The sequence below is a fragment of the Pseudoclavibacter sp. RFBJ3 genome, from assembly GCF_002931375.1.
Taxonomy (GTDB): Bacteria; Actinomycetota; Actinomycetes; order Actinomycetales; family Microbacteriaceae; genus Pseudoclavibacter.
Genome location: NZ_PSXZ01000006.1, coordinates 256,452 through 276,720, shown reverse-complemented (window position 1 = coordinate 276,720; position 20,269 = coordinate 256,452). Strand labels below are relative to the sequence as shown.

Annotated in this window: 20 protein-coding genes; 9 read left to right on the top strand and 11 right to left on the bottom strand. The window is 65.3% G+C overall.

The features are described from left to right. Nucleotides 1–25 precede the first annotated feature (25 nt). Nucleotides 26–1,330 (bottom strand): esterase family protein, encoded by a 1,305-nt coding sequence (locus tag C5E07_RS08790; RefSeq protein WP_104299140.1) that lies wholly within the window; start codon nt 1,328–1,330, stop codon nt 26–28. A 202-nt stretch (nt 1,331–1,532) separates the two neighbouring features. On the opposite strand from C5E07_RS08790, the gene C5E07_RS08785 reads away from it, so the two are divergent. The 4 genes from C5E07_RS08785 (at nt 1,533) to C5E07_RS08770 (ending at nt 4,942) form a co-directional block, all read left to right on the top strand. Continuing rightward, the gene (locus C5E07_RS08785; protein WP_146080558.1) at nt 1,533–2,282 is read left to right on the top strand and encodes a hypothetical protein; all 750 of its coding nucleotides are present in this window, start codon (nt 1,533–1,535) and stop codon (nt 2,280–2,282) included. After that, the gene (locus tag C5E07_RS19985) at nt 2,279–3,127 is read left to right on the top strand and encodes a GIY-YIG nuclease family protein (protein ID WP_374953199.1); all 849 of its coding nucleotides are present in this window, start codon (nt 2,279–2,281) and stop codon (nt 3,125–3,127) included. The genes C5E07_RS08785 and C5E07_RS19985 overlap by 4 nt, the downstream gene beginning before the upstream one ends. Before the next feature lie 49 nt (nt 3,128–3,176). After that, nucleotides 3,177–3,737, top strand: a complete 561-nt coding sequence (locus C5E07_RS08775; protein ID WP_258063817.1) for a hypothetical protein — start codon at nt 3,177–3,179, stop codon at nt 3,735–3,737. A 77-nt stretch (nt 3,738–3,814) separates the two neighbouring features. Beyond that, nucleotides 3,815–4,942: a hypothetical protein gene (locus tag C5E07_RS08770; protein WP_104299137.1), complete on the top strand. Its 1,128-nt coding sequence runs from the start codon at nt 3,815–3,817 to the stop codon at nt 4,940–4,942. 34 nt (nt 4,943–4,976) lie between these two features. On the opposite strand, the gene C5E07_RS19925 is transcribed toward C5E07_RS08770, so the two are convergent. After that, on the bottom strand, nt 4,977–5,492 hold the full coding sequence (locus C5E07_RS19925; RefSeq protein ID WP_104299136.1) for an excalibur calcium-binding domain-containing protein: 516 nt from the start codon (nt 5,490–5,492) through the stop codon (nt 4,977–4,979). Between the two features lie 129 nt (nt 5,493–5,621). Here C5E07_RS19925 and C5E07_RS08760 point away from each other — a divergent pair, with 129 nt between their 5' ends. Beyond that, nucleotides 5,622–6,524: a hypothetical protein gene (locus C5E07_RS08760; protein WP_146080557.1), complete on the top strand. Its 903-nt coding sequence runs from the start codon at nt 5,622–5,624 to the stop codon at nt 6,522–6,524. A gap of 15 nt (nt 6,525–6,539) precedes the next feature. Here the strand turns inward: C5E07_RS08760 and C5E07_RS08755 are convergent, their stop codons facing one another. The 3 genes from C5E07_RS08755 to C5E07_RS08745 form a co-directional block, all read right to left on the bottom strand. Beyond that, the gene (locus C5E07_RS08755; RefSeq protein ID WP_104299134.1) at nt 6,540–6,944 is read right to left on the bottom strand and encodes a (deoxy)nucleoside triphosphate pyrophosphohydrolase; all 405 of its coding nucleotides are present in this window, start codon (nt 6,942–6,944) and stop codon (nt 6,540–6,542) included. Between the two features lie 343 nt (nt 6,945–7,287). Beyond that, complete coding sequence (locus tag C5E07_RS08750) at nt 7,288–8,205, bottom strand: dihydrodipicolinate synthase family protein (RefSeq protein ID WP_104299133.1); 918 nt, start codon at nt 8,203–8,205, stop codon at nt 7,288–7,290. Beyond that, the gene (locus C5E07_RS08745; protein ID WP_104299132.1) at nt 8,205–9,368 is read right to left on the bottom strand and encodes a mandelate racemase/muconate lactonizing enzyme family protein; all 1,164 of its coding nucleotides are present in this window, start codon (nt 9,366–9,368) and stop codon (nt 8,205–8,207) included. Before C5E07_RS08745 ends, C5E07_RS08750 begins: the two co-directional genes overlap by 1 nt. Nucleotides 9,369–9,455: 87 nt before the next feature. Between C5E07_RS08745 and C5E07_RS08740 the strand changes: the two genes are divergently transcribed. The 4 genes from C5E07_RS08740 to C5E07_RS08725 are packed head-to-tail and all read left to right on the top strand — an operon-like array spanning nt 9,456 to nt 13,381. Then, the gene (locus tag C5E07_RS08740; RefSeq protein ID WP_104299197.1) at nt 9,456–10,250 is read left to right on the top strand and encodes an IclR family transcriptional regulator; all 795 of its coding nucleotides are present in this window, start codon (nt 9,456–9,458) and stop codon (nt 10,248–10,250) included. Between the two features lie 48 nt (nt 10,251–10,298). Then, nucleotides 10,299–11,561, top strand: a complete 1,263-nt coding sequence (locus C5E07_RS08735; RefSeq protein WP_104299131.1) for an ABC transporter substrate-binding protein — start codon at nt 10,299–10,301, stop codon at nt 11,559–11,561. Next, nucleotides 11,558–12,532, top strand: coding sequence for a carbohydrate ABC transporter permease (locus C5E07_RS08730; RefSeq protein ID WP_146080556.1), 975 nt, complete (start codon nt 11,558–11,560; stop codon nt 12,530–12,532). The genes C5E07_RS08735 and C5E07_RS08730 overlap by 4 nt, the downstream gene beginning before the upstream one ends. Before the next feature lie 9 nt (nt 12,533–12,541). Continuing rightward, nucleotides 12,542–13,381: a carbohydrate ABC transporter permease gene (locus C5E07_RS08725; RefSeq protein ID WP_104299129.1), complete on the top strand. Its 840-nt coding sequence runs from the start codon at nt 12,542–12,544 to the stop codon at nt 13,379–13,381. Between the two features lie 503 nt (nt 13,382–13,884). On the opposite strand, the gene C5E07_RS08720 is transcribed toward C5E07_RS08725, so the two are convergent. The 6 genes from C5E07_RS08720 to C5E07_RS08695 all read right to left on the bottom strand — a co-directional run bounded on the left by C5E07_RS08720 (nt 13,885) and on the right by C5E07_RS08695 (nt 20,219). Continuing rightward, a complete protein-coding gene (locus C5E07_RS08720; RefSeq protein ID WP_104299128.1) occupies nt 13,885–14,700 on the bottom strand; it encodes an amino acid ABC transporter ATP-binding protein in 816 nt (271 codons plus the stop codon). Continuing rightward, on the bottom strand, nt 14,697–15,596 hold the full coding sequence (locus C5E07_RS08715) for an amino acid ABC transporter permease (RefSeq protein WP_374953198.1): 900 nt from the start codon (nt 15,594–15,596) through the stop codon (nt 14,697–14,699). The genes C5E07_RS08720 and C5E07_RS08715 overlap by 4 nt, the downstream gene beginning before the upstream one ends. Before the next feature lie 3 nt (nt 15,597–15,599). Continuing rightward, nucleotides 15,600–16,445: an ABC transporter substrate-binding protein gene (locus tag C5E07_RS08710; protein WP_104299127.1), complete on the bottom strand. Its 846-nt coding sequence runs from the start codon at nt 16,443–16,445 to the stop codon at nt 15,600–15,602. An 84-nt stretch (nt 16,446–16,529) separates the two neighbouring features. Then, on the bottom strand, nt 16,530–17,054 hold the full coding sequence (locus tag C5E07_RS08705; protein WP_258063815.1) for a cupin domain-containing protein: 525 nt from the start codon (nt 17,052–17,054) through the stop codon (nt 16,530–16,532). Then, complete coding sequence (locus tag C5E07_RS08700; RefSeq protein ID WP_104299126.1) at nt 17,047–18,393, bottom strand: amidohydrolase family protein; 1,347 nt, start codon at nt 18,391–18,393, stop codon at nt 17,047–17,049. The genes C5E07_RS08705 and C5E07_RS08700 overlap by 8 nt, the downstream gene beginning before the upstream one ends. Then, nucleotides 18,390–20,219, bottom strand: a complete 1,830-nt coding sequence (locus C5E07_RS08695) for an adenosylhomocysteinase (protein ID WP_146080555.1) — start codon at nt 20,217–20,219, stop codon at nt 18,390–18,392. Before C5E07_RS08695 ends, C5E07_RS08700 begins: the two co-directional genes overlap by 4 nt. Nucleotides 20,220–20,269 lie beyond the last annotated feature (50 nt).

Here is a 20,269-nt window from a genome sequence, read left to right as displayed (position 1 = left end):
TGGCCGAAGGCTGGCGGAAGCTCGTTCAGGTGCCGGTGGAGAGTCCGAGCACGGGGTAGAGCACGTCGAAGCCCTCGGTGAGGCCGCCGCTGACGGCGTCGCCGCCGTGGTCGGCGCCCTGCACGAGGAACAGGGTTGTGGCGATGCCGACTGCATCGGCCGCTTGCGAGACGGCCGTTGCCGCCGCGGCGAACGTGGGGTCTTCGCTGCCGGCGGTGAAGATCGCGGTCATACCGGAGTAGCTGCCGGCGGGGGCAGCCTTCATGATGTTGATGGGCTTGGAGGCTTCGAAAGCGGTCGTGTCGCCGCCGTAGAGGTCGGCGGTCGCAGCATCCGCGCCCTCGGAACCGGGGAACTCCTCGCCCGAGACGCTGATGACGTTCTTGAAGAGGTCGGGGTGCTTTGCGCCGTATTTCGCGGCGCATCCGCCGCCGTTCGAGTAGCCGGCGATGGTCCAGTACTTGGGGTCTTTGATGACGTTGAGGTTCGTGTTCGCCCAGTTGACGACGTCCGTCGTGATGTAGGTCTCGGCGTTCCCGTATTTTGCGGAGTCGGCGCAGGCCGGGTCCTGGACGCCGGCGGCGCCGAGTTGGTCGGCGATGATGACGATCGGCGCGAGGCCGTTGTTCTTGGCGGCGAACTCGTCGAGCACGTCGCTGATGATCGTGCCGTCGGGGTTTCCCGGGTATCCCATCATCATGATGACCACTGGGAGAGCGGGGGCGTTGTCGACCAGAGCAGCCGGGGGCAGGTAGATGCCCGCGTCTCGCGCCACGAAGCCGGATTCGGTCCCGGGGATGGGGGCCGAGCCGCGCTCGCCGACGGAGGGCATGCTGCTTGGCGCCTGCCAGGTTGCCGCGAGGGGCTGCGCGGGTGCGGCCCGGTTGTCTGGGTTGGCGTCCGGGAGTGAGATCTGCGCTTCTTCGACGTCGCCGAAGACGGAGCCGAGGGTGGGGTTGAGGCCGTAGAACGCGTTGATGCCGGTTGCCCCCGCGAGGAGGTAGGCGAGGATGGCGACGCTCGCGACGACCTTGCGCCACGGCTTCGCGTCCGGGAAGGAGGCGATGGCGAGGCCGACGCCCGCGAACATGGCGGTCGTCCACACGCCCACCATGAGGGGCAGGTTCACGCCGAAAAGGTCGAGCAGGTTGCCGGCGAAGTAGATGCCCATGCCGAGCAGCGCTCCCGCGACGGCGCCGATGGAGGCGCGCACGAACCACTTCGGGTCGGGGTCCCGCACGAGCAGCGTGATCGTGAGGGCGACCGCGACGAGGTAGATGATCCACATCGCGGGCGAGTCGACGATGGGCAGCTCGAGAATGGCGCTCATGCGCGCGCGGGGAACGACATCTGGTGCTCCTTCGTACGAAGCGCTACGGGGATTCTGGTGAATCTCGGGTGCCGGTGGACTCAACTTCTCACACGGGGTGAGAGAAAGCTACACGCGAAGGTGGAGCGTAGCGTTCAGGATGCGGGAGCCGTTCTCTAGGCTTCAGGGAGTTCCCCCGGATGCCGACGAGAGGCTGACCTTGATGAGTGCTCGCGCGAGAGTTGCTGACTTCTGGGATGACACGATCGCGGCTTGGCTCGCCGACGAGGGCGTCTCCGATCCGTGTCTTGATGATTGGCGTGCCAGCTACCAGGGACGGGGGCTCGGTGCACTGCAGTTGGACGCAATGCCGGAGCCGTACATCGGACCCTTCGCGCGTGGAAACGAACCCGCCATGGTCATGCTTGGCTTGAATCCGGGAGGCGCGGATGTGCGTTTTCAAGGGAGAGGCGGTTCGTTCGCAGACGAGGTGAGGACCAGCGGCTACACCGCGTGGGCGGCGAGCGGTCCGTACACCTCGGCACCCTGGGAAGCGGTGAACGGACGGAACAGCTATCACCGCAATCGCGCATCCTTCGCTTCGCGGTTTCTGCAGCGCGAGGTTGCGCCCAAGGATTTGCTCTACGTGGAGCTCTACCCGTGGCACAGCAAGAAGCTGACCGGTTCGATTCAGGCGCCGCACGATGTGCTGAACGAATTCGTGTGGAGTCCGCTCAGTGAAGTGAACACACCGCAGATCTTCGCGTTCGGGGCGCCCTGGCTTCGAGCCGCCGGAGCCATGGGGCTCGGGGCGGGGGATGAGCTCTCGGTCTCGTGGGCTGTGCCCTCGCGGTCTGCGCGCAAGTTTTCTCTTCCGTCCGGGCAAGATCTGATCGTCCTGCGGCAGCGCGGTTACGCAGGCCCGCCGGGTGCGCCGGAAACCGAACTCCTGCGGAAAGCGCTTCGAGCATGAGTCATCTGGTTGCGGCACTCGCGGCCCTATCGGGAGAACGTTGGGACATCGCTGCGGCTCCCACGCATATTGGGCCCGTTCCGGGTTTGTACGCGATCTATGCTCCCGCTGCAGCGCGCAGTGAACTCGGCGTTTCAACTTCGTACGCGGGGCCCCTCTACGTTGGCAAGAGCGAGGACAACCTCGTGAAACGAGACCTTCGAACGCACTTCGCAGCGGGCGTTGGCTCAATGCCAACGACTGGATCATCGACGGTGCGGCGATCGTTCGCAGCTTTACTCCGAGACGTTCTTGATCTGACGGCTGTGCCTCGCAACCTTCAGAACCCGGGCTACTTCTCTCACTACGGTCTCGCAGAAGGCGGCGACGAGCGACTTTCCAGCTGGATGCGCCTCCACCTATCGATTGCGGTGTGGGAAAAACCACACGATCTACGCGGGGGAGAGACGCTCACCTCCATCGAGTCTGCGGTAATCCGCAAGTGGCATCCCCCACTTAATCTTGCTGGTAATGCCCATCCACAAGAAGGACTTCGATCAGCACGAGCAGCTATGGCACATGAGGCCCGAAGCTGGCAACAGGAAGCACCTCGGCGATCAAGCGGTGCTTCGCAGGGCGCCTTCGCCCTTCCCGAGGACCGCGAAGTGCAGGCTGGTCGCGATTCGGAGCTACGGCGGCCTGGACCTACTCCAGTTGAGCTCGCGCGCGAACTGGGCGTAAGCGCCAAACATGTGCGTGACCAGTTGCGCGCGGAGTACGGGACTCTACCAACCCGAGGTATGCGGTGGGGACCACTCAGCGCAGAGCAAGAACACCTGGTCCGCTCGAGAGTGCAACTTCGGTAGATGAAAGTTCCGGCTGCGCAGATCCACGACTGAGTACTACGTTTCGAGGGTGAGCACCCCAGGAGAGGTCGACGAGCCCGCCGACGAGCGCCAGCGCGACGTGCCGCTCGGCGTCGTCATGGTGGGCATGGCGGCGGTCGCCTGGTGGCCGGCGTTCACGCTCGGAGCGTGGGGAGAGGTGTTCTTCGACGACATCCTCGGGTTCTGGGCGGCATCGACAGCCGCGTTCGTGTTCGTGCTGCTCGAACGGCGGAGGGTGTGGGGCAGGCTGTGGCGCGCGGGGCTGCTGCTCGTGCCGACGATGTGGCTGGTCCTCAACTTCCTCGTGGACGACGACTCGGGCAACCTCGGTGTCGCCTTCGTGGACCTCGCCGCGATCCTCGTCGTGCTCGTGTGCGTGCCCTTCACCCTCTGGGTGCTGCTGCGCATCGTGTGGCCCGACTTCGTCGACCGCACCTCACTGCATCGGCGTTGGCTGATCGTCGCCGTGGTCGGCGGCATCGTCGTGGTGGCCTACGTGCTCGGCCTCAACCAGGCGCACTTCCTCACCTGCGACGACTTCGCCATCAGCGGGAACTCACTGCCGCCGGGGTGCGTGCAGGGGAGCTGACTTGTCTTCCCGCCCTCACGCGAGGACCAGTCGCCTCTATGGTTGGAAGCTGATCGCTGCGCGGTGGGAGAAGCTTGATGACGTCGATCTATGTCAACCGTCAGCGCAGTATCGAAGCTGACCCGCAGGCACGAAAAGCCCTTGAGGCGCTCTTCACGCGGATGCTCGAATTCGGTGCGGATTCCGCGCCCGGGCTTGAGCGTGTTCCCGGGGCAACAGATTCGCGGGCGCGACTGGTGGCTCTCGACGGCGGATACTCGGCGCTGGTCTTCGTGCTCCAGGTGTCGCCGGCTTCGAGCGCCGCGGTAATCGCCGGCATATGGCCTGCAGCAGTCTCCCGAGAGAAGGCACGCACTTTGGTGCTCCAGCTGAACCCGGTCAACGGTCTGCCTGAACTCGAGCAGGCGGCGAGCGCCGAGGACGCAATCGAACGCCGCGCTGAGATGCAGCGCATGATGCGTTCGGACGCTGAGCGGTGTTCTGAGCACTTTGCGCCATTGAGCGAAGAGGAACAATCGGAGCCGGGGAACGCCCCAGAGCTCACAGACAAATCTGAAGCCTCGGACGACGCTGACGCTCAGTGGAGGGCAGCCACCGAACGAGTGATGGTGGAAGCTGCAGCCAAGGGGGATCCAATTGATGAGGCTCGTGGTGAGTGGATCGGTACGCGAACGCAGAACGGCGAGGTGACGGCCGTGTTCGTGACCTTCGAGCAGATGCGTGCCTTCGAGCAGGGGCAGCAAGACCAGAATGCGGCTGGCTTCGAAGGTATCCATGGTCGTTTCCCGCCCATGGACGTCGAGCGGCGAATCGGTTTGCCTCGAGAACTCTTCGCGCGTGCATGGGATGCACGGACCCAGAGCGCCTTCGACGCGGTTGTCGCCTCCTGCGAGAACGAATGGCAACGTCTCGTGTTGACTCGCATGCTTGTGCAGCCGACGGTCGACGACGTTCTGGCCGAGTTCTCTCTCGAGACTCAGGTGGTGCCGTCGGACCCGGAGCCCACGGCAGAGCAGTGGGATTCTGACTTGGGAGCTGTCGAAGCTACCCGAGAGCGCTGGGACGCGGGCCAATTCGTCGACGAGCCTGAGGTGCCGGGGCCGCCGAACCTCGTGGAGCTCGGTCTCCCCGCATCAAACGCTGAGATCATTGCGTCCTTCGAGCATCCGACTGCTCGACTGCAGTTTCAACGCTCTTGCTCTTGAGCCGCTGTTGGTTCGAGGCTCGGTGATGATGTGGCTATTCGCAGCCGATGCCGTCACCGTCACGGTCGAGGTGTGGGCCGTAACCAGGATCCCCGGAGTAGACGGGTGCTGCGCCTGCGTCGCGGGCTGCGGTGCAGTTCTTGTAGTAAACGTTTGACGGCTGCTCGACGGGTTCCGCGGCGAGCGGCACTGGCGCCGTTTCGGGTTCAGGTGCGGGCTCCGGCGCAGCGGGCGCCGCTTCGGGAACGCTGACTTCTTCAGCTGGAACGACAACTTCAGGGGTCGCTGTGACGGTGACTGTCACCGTCTCGACGGGAAGCGTGGCCGTCGCCGTGACGGTGACCGTTGGGGCCGGCTCGGCGACTGGCTCGCTCGCGGAGGCGCATCCACTGAGCACTCCGAACGCAACGATCGAAAGGGCCGCTGCCGCAGCCAAAAGGGTGTGGCGGGGCAGGCGCGACTTAGGGGCGCGAGGGAAGTTCACGATGAGGGGCTCCAGAGATGGGGGAGAGCGAGGAAGACCGGGCGAGCTTATGCGACCAGAGTTCATGTCGTGAAATGCCCGGGTGCTGGGGAATTGGGTGCTCAGCTCTGAGCGGAGAGGGAGAGCGCGCGTGTGGCTTGAACTCGACGCACCCGCGAGGTTTTCCTCGTGCACGGCTATCGCTAGTCTAGAAACGTGGATTTCCCCTGGCCCATATGCATCGGTGAGACCCTTCGGCGACGCCGAATCCACGAGATGCTGGGCGGGCAGCAACAGCAGGGAATATCGACTCCCCGTGGAAACCCGAATATCCTCATCTTCACGGACCCCAAGAAGGGGCAGCGATATGGGTACGACCTCCACGAAGGCCTCCGCGCCGACGGAATTTACGCGTATACGGGTGAAGGAACCCTCGGTAATCAACAGTTTCTTCGCGGAAACGCAGCCATCATGTCATCTGTGCAAGATGGTCGACTGATCAGGCTCTTCACAGTGCGGGGAGTTGATGCCACTTACGTCGGCGCTTTCACTCTTGCTGACCCGGCGTTCGAGTACCAGGAGATACCGGACGTAGAAGGCGGATCCCGCCGCGGCATCATCTTCCTACTCGCTCCGGTCGACGCGGACGTGGCGCGGCTCATGCCGAGTGGCGCACCCGAGGCTGAACAAGTCGTCGTCGCTGATTGGGTCATGCCCGAATGGGGAGGCTTCACTGTCGAGCTGCAGCCTCGTGAACTGGAGATATCGAGGGTCGAATTCAATCTCCAGGCAGCATTCGGAACCTGGCTGAAGTCAAAGAACCATGTGGTTCAGTCCATGTCGCTGACAGTCGGAAACACTCGGATCCGTCCAGACTTCTACGACAGCACCGCGGGCGAAGTCATCGAGGCGAAGAAATCCACCGCTCGCTCGTACGTTCGCACGGCCATCGGGCAGTCGCTCGACTACGCGCACAATGCGCGGCGAGCCGGCTACCCCGTGAAACCGGCGATCCTCATGCCAGGTCGCATGGAAGACGACCTCTCAGAGCTCTGTCGCGAGCTCAACGTTCGGGTCCACACGCGCGTGGGAGAGGGTTTCGTCGAAAGCGACTGGTGAACGGGGCGTTCCGGCTCAGCCGACGCTCCGTATGAGTGCCCCCACAGTTGGAAGATCTGGTTTCGCCCATTCGAGAGCCGCGAGCTGGCTAATCGGGACCCAGCGCAGAAGATCGTGGTCCGTGCTGCTGCTGGGCTCAGTTTCAAGAGTCTCGACGAAATAGCAGCTGAGGTCGATGGTTACATCTCCCAGCGTCGTCCTCGAACGATCGACAAGTTCCAGAACGTTGACGTGGACGTGGAGCTCCTCTGAGATCTCCCGCGCAAGAGCCGCCTCGGGTGTCTCGCCAGGTTCCACTTTGCCACCGGGGAACTCCCATGATCCGGCGCCACTTTTGTCGGAGCCTCGTCTGCAAGCGAGCACGTTTCCGTCTTGAAGAAAAACGCCCGCGACGACTGTAATCGTTGTCTCGTGTCCCATAGCCACGCCAGACAGTCTGGTCCAAGCTACGCGCGACGGCTAGTTGTAATGCTCAGGCAGTTGGTTGGTGGGTGACGATTCGCTGTAGGCAAGGAATGAGAGTGAGGACCTCTCGGTGCTTCGTGCCGCTGCTACCACTGCGCGCTGCACCAGAGAGGTCCTTGCTCGCTTGAATCGGCCCTCGCATGTTGATGTTCGGACAGTGGAACCAGTCCGCCGCTACGAGCCCGACCGTCCGAGCGCGGAGATCCACGACGGTGAGAAAGTCGCCACCGCGCTTGGGGTGCGAAAACGAAACCGCGCGTCGTTCATGACTGCCGGACTGCATCCTCGCATACGGTCATCACCGGCTCGATACCGGAGTCGGGATCGAGAGAGACAAGAGGACGGCTGTGAGTGCATCCCGCGAACGAGCGCTCAGGGGCTTTGCGGGCGCCCTCACGGTCGCCGCAGCAATGATGCCGCGGAGCACGAGTACTTCTTTGTGCACGCTCCAGGCGAGGCCGGGTTGCACACCCAAGAGAATCAGTGGCAGCAGGGACGCGAAACCGCGGCGTGCTTCGAGATGATTTCCAGCGTTCCACGCATCAAGGACAGGTCTGAGGACATCGACGAATTCGCTCGCAGGCATGGTGCCCGTCGCGCCACGAGCGTATTCCTCGAGGCAGAGCTGTGCGTTGTTCCCACCCAGAACGGTGAACTCGGGTGTAGCGCAGCTCGCGGCGACAGTGTCGATCTTCTCTGCCGTCGGCGGTGCCTCGACTTTCACCGATGAGATAGCCGTGACTCGGCTCAGCTCCACGATGGTGTCGACTGGGAACTGCACTCCGGTCGGGCCGGGAGCATCCTGCAGCATGACCTCGGAACCCAACTCGCTGCAGGTGTTCGCGACTTCGCCGTAGAAGTCGAGAAGTTGCGGTGGGGTGGGTTTCACCATGAACGGCGGAAGGACCATCAGTACATCGGCGCCCTGCTCGGAGGAGTCTCTCGCCTGTTCGACGGCAGTAACTGTCGACATGGCGTTCACTCCCGCGACGACAGGAACGGCGCCGTCAGTCACGGCGCGAACTTCTTCGAGAACCAAGCGCCGCTCCGATGCTGTGAGCGCGAAGGCCTCGCTCGCGTTGCCGTTGACAGCGACTCCGTCGACTCCGCTTTCCAAGCAGAACTCAGTAAGTCTGCGGAGGCTGGGGAGATCGAGCGTGCCGTCGGGATTGAACGGCGTCGCGAGAATGGGAATGAGGCCTTGGGGGGCTGGCATCAGCTGTGTTCCTTTGCGAGTTGGCGGATGTGTGGTTCGTCGATGTCGATTCCCAGGCCGGGGCCGTTCGGTATCCGGAAGCTCGCCCCGTCCGGGAGGAGCGAGGTGGTCAGGATTGATTGGCCGATCTCGGTGCTCGTCGGCTGGTATTCGAAAGCGAGAAGGTCGGGGATTGCGGCGCTGAAGTGGATGCCAGCGGCAAGGAGCACACCGAGGCCCACTGAATGGTGGGGCGCGGTCGGCAAGTGGCGGGCTGAGCAGACTTCGGCGATGCTGAGAGCCTCGGTGAGGCCCGTGCGCCCGACGTCAGGTTGCGCGAGGTCGAGTGCACGCTGTGCGGTCCAGCGTTCGAACTCGAATCGGTTGCGTAGCGTTTCTCCGACGGCGATGGGGATGGGGCTGCGCCGAACAAGCTCGCGATGGGCTTGCTCGTCCTCGGGAACAAGCGGAGCTTCGAGGAACCAGCCGCCGAGTGCGCTGAGCCCTTCCGCGAGGCGCAGGCCGTCGTGGGGCGAATAAGCCCAATGGGCGTCGACGGCAATCCGCAGCTGAGGCGCTGCCTCGTGGACTGCCGCGACGGTCGCCAGATCGTGGTCAACACCCAGCCCGAGGTGCAGTTTTACGGACCTCATGCCCGCGTCCTGCCATTCGCGGGCGAGTAGCGCGCGGTCGGCGTCGGTTGAGCGTGGGAGGCCGGAGACGTACACGGGAACTTCTTCGCGGAAGGCTCCACCGAGCAGCTCGACGAGCGGAACGTCGTGGAGACGGGCTGCGAGGTCCCAGAGGGCTATGTCTATCGCTGCGAGCGCGTCAGCCTGGTGGCCCACGAGGTGTCCTCGCTCACGCATGAGAGAGGTCGTGCGGTTCCAGGCTGGTCGTGGTGCGACGGCACTCATGCCTATGAGTTGCGGCGCAATGAGCCGCCGAATGATCATGGCGAGAATCTCCGGGCCAACTGGTGCGAGCCCTTCTCCCCATCCGGCTGTGCCGTCATCGGCGGTGATCTTGACGAGCACTGTCTCGAAAAGTGGGGAGTACAGGCTCCGCCACGGTTCACGAACGTGGTAGCCAGCGGGCACGCTGGCTCCACCCTGCAAGGCCCCGAGGTAGTTCTCCCGGTGCTGCAGCTTGAGGACGAAGACCTCTACGGACGCAATTCGCATGCATATATCCAATCAGTGGTTGCATTCATGCACTGTGCGGATTACGCTATCCATTATTGTCGAGGTTGTCTAGCGATGGGAGAAGTCATGGCAGCAGATGGAGCCAATCAGGGGCTTGAGCGGGCTGCATCCGTTCTAGAAGCGATAACCCGCTGCGGGCCTTCCCGGGTCGCGGACATCGTGACGGAGACAGGATTGGGACAGTCCACGGTTTCCCGGCTCCTGACCTCGCTCGAGCTGCTCGACTACGTCGTGCGCGATCCGGAATCCGGCACGTATCGTCTCGGGTTGATCTTCCTGGCGATGGCCGGTGCCGCGCTCAACGAGCAGTCCGTTTTTCGGCACGCGAGGCAACCCGGTCAGCACCTCGCGGCGTCGCTGGGGCTCGGCGTGAACGTCGCCATCCGTCGGGGTGGGGAGCTCTACTACCTCTCGAATTTCGAGGGTGCGCTCGCGCCGAAGAGCTTCACACTCATGGGGCATCGCAGTCCTCTGCATTCGACGGCTCTCGGAAAATGCTTGCTCGCAGGGCTATCCGGCGACGAGCGCCGTGCATTGCTGCCTGATCTCGAACCGTTCACCGTGCACACCATCGTCGACCATGAGCGTCTTGATGAGGCAGTCGCGTCCGTGCACCGCAGCGGCTACTCGACGGAACGCGAGGAGTTGGCCCTGGGGCGATCCTGCGTTGCCGCCCCCATCCGCAACTCCGAAGGAGGCATCGTGGCCGCGATTTCGATTTCAGGACCCCTCAGCGCGCTTGACCTGACTACTCGCGAGTCGGAGATCGCCCAGCGGGCAATCGAGGTTGCCGATTCCATCAGCACAGCGATGGGCTATCTGGGTCCCCGCGCTTCGACCCAACACCCGCACCGCGCATAGCTGGCTCAGCAATCATCCCCACCTCAGCACACAAGGAAGTGTCGCAGCATGCAACGAACCCGAAGAAACAGCATCCTCTCCCTCACAGCGATCACCGTTCTCGGACTGACCGCCTGCGGCTCCGGTGACACCCCGGATGCCACGGGGCCGATCACCCTGGAGTTCCCGAGTTGGCAGGCCGAAGACCCTGCATTCGGCGCTTGGTGGAGCGAGGTGATCACCGAATACGAAGCCCAACACTCCGACGTTGACATCGACTTCTACCAGGTCCCGTTCGGCAGCTACGTTGACCAGTTGACGACTCGGTTCGCCGCGAACGACCAACCGGAGATCGTGCACCTGCCTGCGCGCAACGCGTCTGAGTTTGCGAGCCGGGGTTGGCTCGCTCCGTTGGATGCGCACCTTGACGGCACCGACATCCCGGAAACGTGGACGCCGCTGCAAACGGAGATGGAGTGGGAAGACCAGTCGTACGGAGTGCTGCTGCTGGGCTATGGCTACACGCTCTACTACAACGCGGATCTCTTGGAGCAGGCCGGCCTACCCGTACCGACTACGGGCGAAGAGGTTGTCGCCGCCGCGGAAGCGATAACTGGCAACGGCGTCTACGGATTCGGTGCAACAACCCAGCAGAGTCCAGACAACTACACCGAGCTGATGTCGTTCATCACCGGCAACGGGGGTGCGCTCGCAAACGGGAGCGTGTTTACGGTCGACACTCCTGAGGCTATCGCCGGAATGGAGCAGTATAGGGCCGCGCTGGCGCAGGCACCGGCGGGTATCCAGACGCAGCAGCGCAACGAGCTGTTTCTCAACGGCAACATCGCGATGCTGTTGGACGGGCCCTTTTTTGTTGCAGAGCTCGACGGAGCCGCAGAGAGTGTCGCTGGTTCGCTGAAGACGGCGGCTGCGCCATTCGAGACCATCCCAGGCGGGGTGAGCAACAGCATCCACCTGCCGGCGGGCTTGGATGAGCGGACCGAGCAGGCGGCGTGGGAGTTCATCGAGCTCGCGTCGAGCGCTGAGTGGCAGGAACGCTACACGGAGCTCGCGGCGGTGCCTGCACCGCGCACTGGTTCGATCACCGAAGAAGCCCTAACCGACCGGCCGGAGTTGGAGCTCTTCCAGGAGCTCGCGGATGAGGCTGTGAGCATCTACCCGCAGGATGCGCAGCAGCGTGAAGAGTTCACAAGGCTCAGTCAGATCGTGTCGGAGGCGGCCATCACGCTCACGACCACAGACACACCCACGCCTGAGGTCGCAGCTTCCCTGCAGGAACAGTTGGTGCGCGAATTCGGGAGCGGCTCGTGACTGATGTACGCGAACGGGAGAGCGTGAACGTAGCTTCTGACCGGCAACCGCGGTCCCGACCCGCGACGAAGACTGGTCGGCAGGCTTCTCCGACTCGTCGACGGGATGGACTGTTTGCTTACTCGACGCTGACGCCAACGCTGGTCGTGGTTGGCCTGCTTATGGCGTATCCGTTCTACGTCGCCATCGACCTGTCGTTCAGGGGCGGCCGCGTGCAGTCGTTGGATGAGGTCGGCTCCTTGCCGTTGACGTTCGATAATTACGTGCAGATCCTTACCGATCCTCAACTGCTCGGCGACCTCGGACGGTCCGTCGTCTACACGCTTGGAGTGCTCATCCCGGCGTTCCTCATCGGACTCGCATTGGCGCTCCTGTTGAATCGCAGTTTCCCGGGGCGCAGGATCTTCCGGCCGCTCGTGCTGCTGCCGTGGGCCGTGCCTGGCATCGCAGTCAGCGCGGCATTCGCATGGATGCTGGACGCGTCGTACGGCATCGTGAACGCTATCCTCCGCAATCTGGGCATCATTCAGGAGAACATTGCCTGGTTGGCCGACCCGGATTCGGCAATGCTGGCGGTTATCATTCCGACTGTCTGGAAGTACTACCCGTTCTTCACTCTCGTGTTGCTGGCCGCGCTGCAGAGCGTGCCGGGTGAGCTGTACGAGGCTGCGCAACTCGATGGTTTGAAGGCCAGGCAGCAATTTCGCTACGTCACTTGGCCTGCCGTGCGCACTGCGTCGGCGCTTTCCATCGTCATCACGGCTATCGGCATCTTCCGGGAGTTCGATTTCATCTACCCGCTGACCGGGGGCGGGCCGAACAACGCCACGCAGACGTTGGCGATACGCATCTACAACGAGGCATTTCAGTACTTCCAGCTCGGGCTCGCTGCGGCCCTTGGGGTCATCACGATGCTCATCGCTACGGCAGTGCTCGCATTCTTCATGCGCTCGCTGCGCACTCAGAGTTAGGAACGAAGCATGCGTCAACTTTCACGCCCTCAGCAGTACGGGCTGCTTGCGATCGCTCTCGTCGCGAGCGGGATCCTACTGTTTCCCATCTACTGGATGGTCATGACGTCCCTCGTGCCGTCTCGAAGTCTCCTGACGGAGAACCCGCCACTTTTCCCTGCGTTGGACGAGGTCTCGTTCGACGCGTATACGGAGGTCATCACGGGCCGCCCGATCTTGACGTGGCTCGGGAACTCCGCGCTGTCGACGCTCGGCGCCGCCGTCGTGTCCACCGTCGTGAGCACGCTGGGCGGATACAGCCTGTCGCGATTCCGCACGCGAGGGCAGCAGGCTATGGGGTTCAGTCTTCTCGTGAGCCGGGTGCTGCCGGGCACCCTGCTTATTATTCCGTTGTTCATGGTGTTCGCCACGACACATCTCATCAACAACCTGTGGTCGGTCATCCTCGTGAATATCGCGGCGACGGTGCCATTCACGACTTGGCTTATGAAGGGCTTCATCGATTCGGTCCCGGTTGAAATCGAGCAGGCTGCCATGATCGACGGATGCTCGAGGCTCGAAGCGCTCCGGCTCGTCGTCCTTCCCGTGCTCCTGCCCGGCATCGCCGCAACATTCACCTACGCCGCAATCCTGACCTGGGGCGACTTCTTGTTCGCGCGCACATTGATGTCAAACCCTGACGGATGGACCATCACAGTCGGTATCGCTTCATTCATCGGCGAGTTCAGCGTCGACTGGTCCGGCCTCATGGCAACTGGCCTTCTGTCGACAATCCCGATGGTCATCCTCTTTCTCTTCCTCGAACCCTTCCTCGCGAAAGGTATGACAGCCGGAGCCGTCAAGGGCTAGATGGCTTCGCAACTTATGTGACGGTGACGGAGGCGACGTGCTCAAATGTGTTTTCACCCACGGACGCTTCCCGCAAAGTGTGGCGCGGGTGTGGGCACGTCGGGCCAACGCAGCAACGGCATTGTGGGCAGGAGGATCGGGGCGCACTCGATGAAACTGCCGGTGCACGCGGGTACTCGTCAATTCGAGTGGCGCTCGGGAGCAGGGGCGGAAACCGTGATGAGTGAAAGCGTCCTAGCTGTGCTGCGACAGCGGGAACGTCTGATCCGCCCCACTCCAGGTCGTTGACCTCCTCGACGGAAGCCCACCGAAAGGGATCGTGGGACGGTGCTGCTTTGCCGATCTACGTCCTGAGCCGTGACCAGATCACAGGCGAGATCGATGGCGACATCGTCAAACGCGGTCTTCGAGCCATCGACCAGCTCCGCTGCGTCTGTGCGAGTTGCGCGCTGCCATAGCTAGCTTTCGGACAACCGAGAGCTAGGACTTTCCCGATCTACTCCTCACGCCCCGAAGTTCACCCGCGACAGGAACTCCACCGTCTCGGACCGCTGCGGGTTCGTGAAGAACTGCTCGGGTGCCGCGCGTTCGATGAGCACGCCGTCCTTGAGGAACACGATCTGGTCGGCCACGCGGCGCGCGAAGCTCATCTCGTGCGTCGCCATCAGGATCGTGGCGCCCTGCTCCTTCAACTCGAGCACCACATCCAGCACCTCACCCACCAACTGCGGGTCGAGCGCGCTCGTGATCTCATCTAGCAGCAGCACCTTCGGCTCCGTCATGATGGCCCGGGCGATCGCCACCCGTTGCTGCTGACCACCCGACAGGCGATCCGGGTAACTCGTCGCATGCGCACCCAGGCCCACGCGCTCGAGGATGGCCGTGCCCCGCGCCGCCGCCTCAGCCCGCGGCGTCTTGTGCACCTTCCGGGCAGCCAACGTCACGTTGTCGAGCACCGTCATGTGCGGGAACAGATTGAAATGCTGGAACACCACACCGATGCGGCTCCGCACCGCGTCCGCGTTCGCGCGCGGGTCGGAGATGTCCTCCCCATCGAGGAAGATCTGCCCATCGTCGACTCGCTCGATCAGGTTGATCGTCTTCAGCAGCGTCGACTTGCCCGAACCGCTCGACCCCACCAGCACGATCACCTGATGTGGCAGCACGGAAAGATCGATGCCGCGCAGCACCTGCACGTCACCGAACTGCTTGTGCACGCCCCGAACCTCCAGGACCGGCTTCAGATCGCCCGCGGCGGCAGCGGATGCAGCAGCGCCCGCGGCGGCAGGCTCGTCGTCGTACGCGTACACGTCGCTCATACCGTGCCCCCGATCTGCTCGCGCTTCTGCGCCCGAGCCGTGTACCAATCCGTGAGACGGATCATCGGCAGGCTTATCAGCACGAACAGCAGTCCCGCGACCACGTACGGCGTGTAGTTGTAGGTGAGCGCCGTCTCGATCTGCGCGGCCCGCACCGCATCCACCGCACCCAGGATCGAGATGAGGCCGACGTCCTTCTGCATGGAGATGAAGTCGTTCATGAGGGCCGGCGTCACCTTCCGCACACCCTGCGGCATCACCACCAGGCGCAACGTGGCAGCGTGCGAGAGGCCAAGCGAACGTGCGGCCACGCGCTGCGTCGGATGCACCGACTCCATACCCGCCCGCAGCACCTCGGCGACATACGCCGAGTACACGAGCACAAGCGCGAGGGTGCCCCAGACAGCCGCATCCACGCGAGGGAAGATGCCCAACGCCGGAACGCCGATACCCACGAGGTAGAGCACGATGATGATCGGCATGCCCCGGAACAGGTCCGTGTACACAGTCGCGACGGCACGCAACGGGAAGAAGACCGGTCCGCGCAGCGTGCGGATGACCGCCAGCAGCGTCGCGAAGATCGCGACCCCCACCACGGCGACGGCCAGCACGCGGATGTTCAACCACAGACCCTCGAGCACCGTCGGCAGCACCTCGATCGCGTAGTCGAGATCGAAGAACGTCTCCGACACCGCCGCCCAGCCAGGCGTGTTGATGAGCGTCGCCCAGACGATGACCGCGAACGCGAGCGTCGAGACGAGCGCCACCAGCACCGAACGCTGCGACTGGCGTCGCCGGAACGCGCGCCGCTCGAGCTCGATCGCACTCGGCGACCACGGCTCGGCGGCCGCGGCGCTCGCCGACACGTCGGCGGGAGGGTGAGGGACCTGCGACACGAGCTACTTCAGCGTCGGAACGTCAACCGACGTCTCGAGCCACTCGGTCTCGAGCTCGCCGAGCTTGCCGTTGTCACGCAGCGCGTCCACGGCGGCGGTGACCGGCGCCGTCAGCGCCGAGTCCTTCGGCAGCACGATGCCGAACTCGTCGCCACCCTCGGTCGAGTCGAACTGGCCGATGATCTTGCCATCCTCGAGCTCCACCCCGGTGAGGTAGAACGCCGTCGGCAGGTCGGTGACCAGCGCGTCGATCTGGCCGCTCTTCAGCGCCAGCACCGTGTCCTCGTTCGAGTTGAAGACCTCAGGATCCTTGCCGAGCGCATCCTTCGCGACCGAGTAGCTCGTCGACGCCGCGGCGACACCGACCTTGGCGTCCGCGAAATCGGCGATCGATGCAGCGCCGGCGACGCTCGACCCCTCGGTCGTGATGATCGCCTGCGTCGTCGTGTAGTACGGCGACGAGAAGTCGACGGCCTTCTTCCGCTCCTCGGAGATCGTGAACTGCTGCAGGTTCAGATCGAAGTCCTTCGGCCCCGGCGCGACGGCGCTGTCGAAGGTCGTGCGCACCCACTCCACATCCTCCGGCGCGTACCCCAGCTCCTCGGCAACCGCCAACGCGACGGCGGCCTCGAAGCCCTCGCCCGTCTCCGGAGCGTTGTCGATGACCCACGGGTAGTACGCCGGCTCGCCGGTCGCGATCGTCAGCTTGCCCGGCGTGAGCGTCTGCAGGCCGTCACCCTCGGCAGCCGGCTCAGTCGTGGACGTGCCGGAGCACGCGGAAAGCGCGAACAGCGCGGCGATGACGCCAGCGGCGGCAGCGCCCTTGCGGATGCGGGAGGAGAGAGTCATGACAAGCCTTTCGTTCACTGCTGAAGATAAGGGAAGGCGCACGCAGGCATGCGCCCATTACGCCTGGTTGCAGGCAAGGCAGGCTCACGCCTCGTGATCGTCGTCCAGCGTGAAATCGTCGAAGCTGAAACCGGGGGAGACGAGGCAGCTCACAAGCACCTCGTCCTCGCCCGGCAGCGTGCGCTGCCAGTGCCCGGCGGGGACAAGGGCCTGCGCGTGCCGGAGGTCGAGCGTGACGGGCTCGCGGGCATCCGGCGCAGACCCGTTGCCGCCCAGCTGCAGCTCGAGCGAGCCTGGGCCGTGCCACATCCAGATCTCGTCGCTCGTTACGAGGTGCCAGGCCGACGACTCGCCAGGCGGGAGCAGGAAGTGGATGAGCGTGGCCGCGGGCCGCTCGCCGTTCGGGGTCTGCAGGCGGTCGCCCGACGTCCACGTGCGGCGATACCAGCCGCCCTCGGGGTGCGGCTCGAGGCCCAGCTCCCTGGCGCGCGCGGGGATGACGGACGGCTCGCGCGCATTCGCATCCTGACGCCCCTGCGTAACTGACCCTTCGGCTGCAGACGCCTGCGTCTCGCTCTGCTGCTGCTCTGCGTTCTCCTGCTCAGCCACGTGAAACCTCCAGCTCAGTGGTGTCGGCAGCCCAGACGAGCTCGCCGCCGATCATGGTCGCGGACGCACGGCCTGCCCCCGCCTCGGCGAGCGCGACGATACCGTCAGCCACCGACACCACGGGCACGTCGAAGAACGCCAGGTCGGCGCGCGCGCCCACGGCGAGGTACCCGGTGCGGTCGGGACCGAGGTCGAGGCCCAGCGCGTGCGCCCCGCCGAGCGTCGCCGCCGACAGGATCCGCTCGTGCAGGTCGTCGCCCCGATACCCCTGAGAGCGCGCCACCTCGACGAGCGTCGCGACGTCGTGCATGAGGTCGAGCGACGGACTCGACGACAGCGAGTCAGTGCCGATCGCGATCGGGCTGCCCTCCACGAGGTACTCCGCGACCGGCGGCGCATCGAGGCCGATGACCTCGTTCGACCGCGGGCACAGGGCGACGCTCGTGCCCCGCTTGCGCAGCAGCGCCCGGTCCGATGCCGTCATGTACACGCCGTGCGCGACGTGGCAGTCGGGGCCGAGCACGCCGAGCTGGTCGACGAACTCGGTCGCGCTCATCCCGAAGCCCGCTGAGCGCATCGCCCGGAAGCTCTCGAGCTTCACCATCTGCCAGGGGTCGCCGTCGACGTCGCTGCCATCGCGCTCGCCCTCGAACGCGGCCTCGCCGAGGTGCAGGTGCGTGCGCAGCCCGCGCTGGCGCACGATGTCGGGGATATCGAGCAGGGGAATCGCGTCGAGCGAATACGGCGCGTGCGGGGAGAGCCCGGCGCCGGGCGTGGTGGGGATGCGGTCGAGCTCCTCCACGATGAGCTGACGGCCCCGCTCCTGCCAGTCCTCGTTGGTCCAGCTCATCACCTCCCAGTAGGTGATGCCATGCAGGCCCGACTCGTGCAGCACGGGGATCGCCGTCGGGTCGGTGACGATATCGGCGACGCTGGTCGTGCCCGCGCGCAACAGGCTCTGCGCGCCCGCCATGGCGTCGGCGTACCAGTCGTGAGGGAGCACGTAATCGCGGTTGAAGGCCTCGGCCCAATCCTCGAACCCGTTGTACTGGCGCTGCCCGACCGCGGCCATGCCCGTGTACTGCAGGTGCGAGTGCGCGTTGACGAGCCCCGGCATCAGGATGCCGTCGTGGTGCACCTCCCGCGCCACGACGCCTTGCTCGGCAAGCGACTCCGTCACCCAGGCGCGCTCGCCGACGTGCACGATCTTGCCGCCGCGCACGGCCACCGCGCCGCCCAGGATCGGGGGCGCGGTGATCGGAATGACCAGCGTCGCCGTATAGACCGTGACGTCGTTCGTCGAGGTCGTCGCTGCGTTCTGCACGGGCGCTCCAGTCATGCGTTCGGGAATCTGGTGGGATGCCAGGCGGGCCTCGAGCTCGGGCTCAGGATCTCGCGCGAATTCTGAGCCGTCTGCCCGGACTCGGGCTCAGACTCTGACTCGGCCTCGGTGAGTTCCGGACTTCTCGGCCTGTCGTCGGCACCGAGCATCCCGGCCGCGATGACCTCGTCGGCGCTCGGGGGCAGCGGATGCACTCCCGGCCCCCGCACGTCGCCGCGCGCCAGCATGCCGGCCGCCGTGAGCTGCGCCGCGAACGAGAGGTCCATGATCTGCACCGGGTTGCCCTCCGCGGCGGTGATGTTGATGCAGCCGCCACGATCGAGGACAAGTGCCGGGGAGTCTGCGCCGGAGCCGGAGCCGGAGCCCGACGCGGATGCCGCCGTCGCGTCGCCGCCTCGGTCTTCGTGCTCGGCCCCGGGCCAGAGCACCGCGTCAACCTTCCACGCCCGCGATTCCAGACGCGCACCCAGCGACTGCGCGTCGTCGAGCGCGATCTCGTCGAGCACGCCGCCCGCGACGGCAAACGCCGTGCCGGGGCCGGCCGCGCGCAGGTGGGTGGCGGTGATCGTCTGCGGCTCACCGGTCGCGGAGATGACGACGTCGGCGGTGCCCACCGTGTCCTCGAGGGGCGCCGTGTCGTAGCCGGCGTACCGCGCCTCGAGCGCCCGCACCGGGTCGAGCTCGCACACCGTGACCAGCGCGCCAAGCGCCGACGCGTGCTGCGCGACCCCCACCCCGACCGGGCCGAACCCGACCACCGCGACGCGTGCATCTGCGAAGCCCCTGCCGAGCTGATCGAGGAGGTCGGCGATCGCGAAGACGCACGACTGGCCCGTGCCGTACCGGTTGTCGAAGCGGGTCTTGACGCGGGCGTCGTTGACGGCGAGCACGGGGATGCGCAGCGCCTCGCCCATGGCGTGCAGCGGGCGGAGGCCGCTCGTGGTCTCCTCGGCGGCACCGAGCAGCTCGACACCGTCGTGGGCCGCGAGGCGGATGAGGTGCGAGCCGTCGTCGAGCAGGAACTCGTGGCCCTCGGCGAGATACGCGCGCGCGTTCGCGAGCTGCCCGTCGGCGTCCGCGCCAGAACCGGCGTGCACGGCGAAGCCGCGAGCCCGGAGGGCATCGGCGACGGCGTCATCGGTCTCGTCGCTGTGCGCGTAGAGCGACACCTGCGCCCCGGCCTCGGCGAGCAGCAGCGAGAGCACGGCCGTCTTCGGCTCGAGCACCATGCTCACCCCGAAGCGACGCCCCCGCAGCGCTCCCTCTGCCGCGAGCGACGCGGCCACCCTCGAGGAGGCTGGCATGAACCGGCGAGCCCAGTCGAGGCGCAGGTCGGCGTCACGGGCAGCCGCGTAGGAGCCAGGTTCGAGCGCCTCAGCCCGGCGGCGAGTGGAGTCGAGTCGCGCAGCGACGGGGTCGAGGCGCAGGGCTGTGGGGTCGAGCCGGAGCACGTCGAGGCCGCGGCCGTCGGCGAGGCGATAGCGGCGCGAGGGCAGTCGCGTCGCGAGCTCTGCGAGGCCGAGTGCCCCCAGTGCGGTTGCGAGAGCCCCGTCGTCGCTCGCGTCGACCACGATCGCCCCGTCGCGGAACGGCAGCTCGTCCGCTGCAGCAGCCGACGGACTGGCTCCGTCGGCGGTCAGGAAGACATAGTCGGCCCGGTCTGACCCGCTGGAGACCGCGCCAAGCGCGCGCAGCAGGCTGCGGAGCGCGCCGGCCAGCTCGCCCGCACCGGCGACGTGGATGCGCTGCCCGGCGATCACCAGGTTCGTGGCGGCAGCGAAGGCGCGCACAAGCCGCTCGGCAGTCCAGGAGGCGTCATTCACGGCGCAAGTCTAGAGACAGCGGGCGACCGACTCGGAGCACACTGCGGGAT